Origin of the sequence: Ramlibacter sp. (genome assembly GCF_035706265.1) — a bacterium.
Lineage (GTDB): Bacteria > Pseudomonadota > Gammaproteobacteria > Burkholderiales > Burkholderiaceae_C > Ramlibacter.
This window is the reverse complement of sequence record NZ_DASSVG010000302.1, coordinates 1-5,227: the sequence shown is the minus strand read 5'-3', so window position 1 is coordinate 5,227 and position 5,227 is coordinate 1. Positions and strand designations below refer to the sequence as shown.

The window sequence follows — 5,227 nt, the reverse complement described above, 5'->3', positions numbered from 1 at the left end:
GCTGCGCCACCTGGGCCGCGCGGAAGCGCTGCGCCGCCAGCTGGCACGCAAGCCGCCGCCGCCCGCGGCCGATGCCCTGCTCACCACCGCCCTGGCGCTCGCCTGGCAGGAGGAGGGCGCGCCCTACGAGCCCTTCACACTGGTGGACCAGGCCGTGGAAGCCGCCAAGCGCGGCAAGGAGACGCGCGCGCAGCAGGGCTTCATCAACGCCTGCCTGCGCCGCTTCCTGCGCGAGCGCGAGGCCCTGGTCGCCGCCACCGAGGCCGACCCGGTGGCGCGCTGGAACCATCCGCAGTGGTGGATCGCGCGGCTGCAGCACGATCATCCGCAGGACTGGGAGCAGGTGCTGGAGGTGAACAACACGCCCGCGCCGATGACGCTGCGCGTGAACACGCACCGGATCTCGCGCGAGCCATTGCAGCAGCTGCTGGCGGCGCAGCACATCGATTCGGAGCCGGTGGGGCTGCACGGCCTCATTCTCGACCGGCCGCATCCCGTGGACGCGATCCCCGGCTTCGCCGACGGCCTCTGGTCGGTGCAGGATGCCGGCGCGCAGCTGGCCGCGCAACTGCTGCTGGAGGGACTGCCCCTCGACGCGCCGCTGCGCATCCTGGACGCCTGCGCCGCGCCGGGCGGCAAGACCGCGCATTTGTGCGAGCTGGCGCGCCATGCCCGCGTGCTGGCCCTGGACGTCGACCCGGTGCGCTGCGAGCGCATCCACCAGAACCTGCAGCGGCTCGACCTGCAGGCCGAAGTGCGCGCCGCCGATGCGGGCGAGCCCGCGGCCTGGTGGGATGGCGAGCCCTTCGACGCCATCCTGCTCGATGCGCCTTGCACCGCCTCCGGCGTGGTGCGCCGCCACCCCGACGTGCGCTGGCTGCGGCGCGCTTCCGACGTGGCGCAGCTTGCCGCCCAGCAGAAGCGCCTGCTCACTGCGCTGTGGCCGCTGCTGAAGCCGGGCGGTACGCTCGTGTACTGCACCTGCTCGGTTTTCCGGGCCGAAGGCGCGCAGCAGATCGAGGCGTTTCTTGCACACAACAGCTCGGCTCTTTTGCGGCCCGGGCCGGGCCATTTCCTGCCCCGGGACCGGGCGCATCCCGAAGGCGTCCGGGACAATGAGCCACGTGACCACGACGGCTTCTATTACGCGGTGGTGCAAAAGAGTGCACGGCATGCACCGGCGACCCGCCCGGAGGCCTGAGCGCGCCCTGTTCGTCGCCGTGGGGCTGTGCGCCCTGGCGCTGGTGCTGGCGCTGGCCGGCGGGCGCGACGCCTCGGCCCAGATCCACATGGCCGAAGTCACCCAGCTCGAGGTGGAGCGCACCGAAGACGACGTGCTGCTGAGCGCCGCGGTGCGCTTCGAGCTGCCGCAGGTGGTGGATGATGCGCTGGCGAAGGGCATCCCCATGTACTTCCTCGCCGAGGCCGCCATCTACCGGGACCGCTGGTACTGGTACGACAAGCGCGTGGCCTTCGCGACGCGCCACATGCGCCTGTCCTACCAGCCGCTCACGCGGCGCTGGCGGCTGCAGGTGTCCTCGGCGCCGATCGGCAACGCCGGCCTGGTGCTGGGGCAGAACTTCGACACCCGCGACGAGGCGCTGGCCGCGCTGCAGCGCATCTCCGGCTGGCGCATCGCGCGTGCATCGGCCGTGGACCCCGACTCGGTCCACACGATCGACTTCCGCTTCCGGCTCGACGTGTCGCAGCTGCCGCGCCCGTTCCAGATCGGCGCGGTGGGGCAGGCCGACTGGATCATCCTGGCCGTGCGCAACCAGCGCCTGCAGCTCGATTCCAAGTGACCACGCTGCCGCGCCCGCCCGAAGGCCCGCCGCGCAAGCTGATCGAAAGCTCGCGCGCCTGGCGCTGGGCCATCGTGGTGGGCATCGCGGTGGCGATCGGCATCGGCATCGTGCTGATGTTCCTGCTCACGCAGGCAACCAACAACCGCGAGTTCTACGAGCGCAACTACGGGCGCCTGTTCGCGCTCAACATGGTGGTGGCCGGCGTGCTGCTGGCCGTGATCCTGTGGGTGTTCGTGCGGCTCGCCTCGCGCCTGCGGCGCGGCAAGTTCGGCAGCCGGCTGCTGGTGAAGCTGTCGCTGATCTTCACCCTGGTGGGCGTGGTGCCGGGGGTGCTGATCTACGTCGTGTCCTACCAGTTCGTCTCGCGCTCGATCGAGACCTGGTTCGACGTGAAGGTGGAAGGCGCCCTGGAAGCCGGCCTGAACCTGGGGCGCGCCACGCTCGACACGCTCTCCAGCGACCTCGCGAGCAAGAGCCGCGCAGCGGCGGAGCGGCTGGCCGAGACGCCCGATGCCTCCGCCGGCCTGGTGCTGGAGCGCATCCGCGACCAGCTCGGCGCCGCCGACGTGGTGCTGTGGAACGGCGCCGGCCAGATGATCGCGAGCGCGGGCGCCTCGCGCTTCCAGCTGAGGCCCGAGCGCCCCACGCCGCAGCAGCTGCGGGCCGTGCGCGCGCAGCGCAGCGTGACGGTGATCGAAGGCTTCGACGATCCCGGCGCGGCCTCGGCCAGCACCGCGCGCATCAAGGCGATCGTGCCGGTGCCGCAACCGAGCCTGGGGCTGCTGGCCGAGTCGCGCTACCTGCAGGCCACGGTGACCATCCCGCCGGCGCTGGTGGCCAACGCCATCGCGGTGCAGGAGGCCAACCGCGAATACCAGGAGCGGGCGCTGGCGCGCCAGGGCCTGCGGCGCATGTACATCGGCACGCTCACCCTGAGCCTGTTCCTCGCCGTGTTCGGCGCGGTGCTGCTGGCGATCATCCTGGGCAACCAGCTGATGCGGCCGCTGCTGCTGCTGGCCGCCGGCGTGAGCGAGGTCGCGGCCGGCGACCTCTCGCCCAAGCCGGCGCTGCAAGGCAAGGACGAACTCGGTGGCCTCACGCGTTCCTTCGCGGACATGACGCAGCAGCTCGCCGACGCGCGCTACGCGGTGGAACGCAGCATCGAGGAAGTGAGCGCGGCGCGCGGGCACCTGCAGACCATCCTGGACAACCTCACCGCGGGCGTGATCGTGCTCGATGCGCAGGGCCTCATCGAGACCTCCAACCCCGGCGCCGCCGAGATCCTGCACGTGCCGCTGGACGCGTACCGCGGCCGGCCGCTGGCCGAAGTGCCGGGGCTGGAGGCCTTCGGCGCCGACGTGCAGCAGCGCTTCGACGACTTCCTGCAGGAGCGCACCCACACCATCCTGGTGGACCACTGGCAGCAGACCTTCGAGTTGAACCTGGCGCATGCGGGCGCCGCCGCCAACATGGTGACGCTGGTCGCGCGCGGCGCGCCCCTGCCCAGCGAAGGGCGCCTGCTGGTGTTCGACGACATCTCGGAGATCGTCTCCGCCCAGCGGGCGCAGGCCTGGGGCGAGGTGGCGCGCCGGCTCGCGCACGAGATCAAGAACCCGCTCACGCCCATCCAGCTCTCGGCCGAACGGCTGGAGCTGAAGCTTGCCTCCAAGCTGGGCGACCCCGAGCGCGCGATGCTCGGGAAATCCGTCCACACGATCGTGGAGCAGGTCGAATCCATGAAGCGGCTGGTCAACGAGTTCCGCGACTACGCGCGGCTGCCGGCCGCGGAACTCAAGCCCGTGGACCTGAACGCGCTGGTGAACGACGTGCTGCACCTCTATGCGCGCGAGGGCGACCCGGCGCGCGGGCCTTCGCAGGTGCCAGTGCGGGCGGAGCTCGATCCCGCCTGTCCGCGCATCCTGGGAGATGCGCAGCAGTTGCGGCAGGTCATCCACAACCTGCTGCAGAACGCGCAAGATGCCACCGAAGGCAGCGCGAGGCGCGAAGTCACCGTGCGCACGCAGTGGAGCGAGGCCTCGCGGCGCGTGCGCCTGATCGTGCAGGACAGCGGCACCGGTTTCCCGGAACACATCCTGAAGCGCGCCTTCGAGCCTTACGTCACCACCAAGGCCAAGGGCACGGGCCTCGGCCTGGCCGTCGTGAAAAAAATCGCGGATGAGCACGGAGCCCGCATCGATCTCAAGAATCGCGTGGCCGAAGGCGTGATCCGGGGGGCGCAAGTGTCGTTATCATTTGGAGTTGCGAGTTAACAACGGCTCTTGGGGGGCTGAAGCACTCGTGCCGGGCCTGGCATCCGCCGGGCGGCAACGAGTGGGTGAGGGGCAGGAAAGGCTGATGGCAAACATACTGGTGGTGGACGACGAGCTGGGGATCCGCGATCTCCTCTCGGAGATCCTCAACGACGAAGGACACTCCGTCGAACTCGCAGAGAACGCGGCGCAGGCGAGGGCGGCGCGCCAGCGCACGCGGCCCGATCTCGTGCTGCTGGACATCTGGATGCCCGATACCGACGGCGTCACGCTGCTGAAGGAATGGTCCTCCAGCGGCTTGCTGAGCATGCCCGTCGTCATGATGAGCGGCCACGCGACCATCGAGACCGCGGTGGAGGCGACCAAGATCGGCGCCCACTCGTTCCTCGAAAAGCCGATCACCATGCAGAAGCTGCTGAAGGCGGTGGAAGCAGGGCTGGCGCGCAACACGCCGGCGGCGCTGGCCGCGGTGCCCACGACGCGCAAGCCGGGCATGGGCGTGGTGGTGCCGATGCCGGTGCAGGAGCTCACGGTCGAAGCCGCGATGACCGGCGGCCAGAGCCTGCCGCCCGCAGTGGAAATCGGCCCGCAGGCACGCCAGGTCTTCGAGCTGGACAAGCCGCTGCGCGACGCGCGCGACGAATTCGAGAAGTGCTACTTCGAGTTCCATCTCGCCAAGGAAGGCGGCTCAATGACGCGCGTGGCGGAGAAGACGGGCCTGGAGCGCACGCACCTGTATCGCAAGCTGAAGCAGCTGGGCGTGGACCTGTCGCGCGGCAAGCGCAACTCGTCGTCGGCGGCTTGATGTCTCTTCCCCCCTCCCCCGCTGGGGGAGGGCAGGGGCAGGGGCGCGCTCCGCGTCCCTGCTATAATCTCCCTCTCACGGCCCGGTAGCTCAGTTGGTAGAGCAGCGGATTGAAAATCCGCGTGTCGGTGGTTCAAATCCGCCTCCGGGCACCATTTTTAGCCAGCAAAACTTGCGTTGCGGTTTGGTCGCCAGGCCGCGACGTTTCAGTGTTCAGGCGGTATCACGGCCTGTCCACAGACTTGGTCGCAGCTTCAGTACTGCGGCCGTCGCATCCCAACGCTGCGCCCTGACTTCATGGGCGGCGCACGCATCGCCTGGAGGTCGACGAGCCATGAACCCCACCT

Annotated in this window: 4 protein-coding genes and 1 tRNA gene; all 5 read left to right on the top strand. The window is 69.8% G+C overall.

The annotated features are described in order from the left end of the window. The first annotated feature begins 1 nt into the window (after position 1). The 5 genes from rsmB (at position 2) to VFM98_RS11065 (ending at position 5,035) form a co-directional block, all read left to right on the top strand. Entirely contained in the window at positions 2 to 1,201 is a 1,200-nt protein-coding gene (gene rsmB, locus VFM98_RS11085; RefSeq protein ID WP_325109979.1) for a 16S rRNA (cytosine(967)-C(5))-methyltransferase RsmB, read from the top strand. Continuing rightward, complete coding sequence (locus tag VFM98_RS11080; RefSeq protein WP_325109978.1) at positions 1,173 to 1,802, top strand: DUF4390 domain-containing protein; 630 nt, start codon at positions 1,173 to 1,175, stop codon at positions 1,800 to 1,802. The genes rsmB and VFM98_RS11080 overlap by 29 nt, the downstream gene beginning before the upstream one ends. Beyond that, complete coding sequence (locus tag VFM98_RS11075; protein ID WP_325109977.1) at positions 1,799 to 4,075, top strand: ATP-binding protein; 2,277 nt, start codon at positions 1,799 to 1,801, stop codon at positions 4,073 to 4,075. Before VFM98_RS11080 ends, VFM98_RS11075 begins: the two co-directional genes overlap by 4 nt. A gap of 85 nt (positions 4,076 to 4,160) precedes the next feature. After that, complete coding sequence (locus tag VFM98_RS11070; protein WP_325109976.1) at positions 4,161 to 4,880, top strand: response regulator; 720 nt, start codon at positions 4,161 to 4,163, stop codon at positions 4,878 to 4,880. 80 nt (positions 4,881 to 4,960) lie between these two features. Beyond that, positions 4,961 to 5,035 (top strand) — tRNA-Phe (locus VFM98_RS11065). Positions 5,036 to 5,227 lie beyond the last annotated feature (192 nt).

What these genes read in the sequence shown, in the direction of transcription:
- VFM98_RS11070 (WP_325109976.1), top strand. Translation starts at nt 4,161, where the DNA reads ATGGCAAACATACTGGTGGTGGACGACGAGCTGGGGATCCGCGATCTC.
- VFM98_RS11080 (WP_325109978.1), top strand. Translation starts at nt 1,173, where the DNA reads ATGCACCGGCGACCCGCCCGGAGGCCTGAGCGCGCCCTGTTCGTCGCC.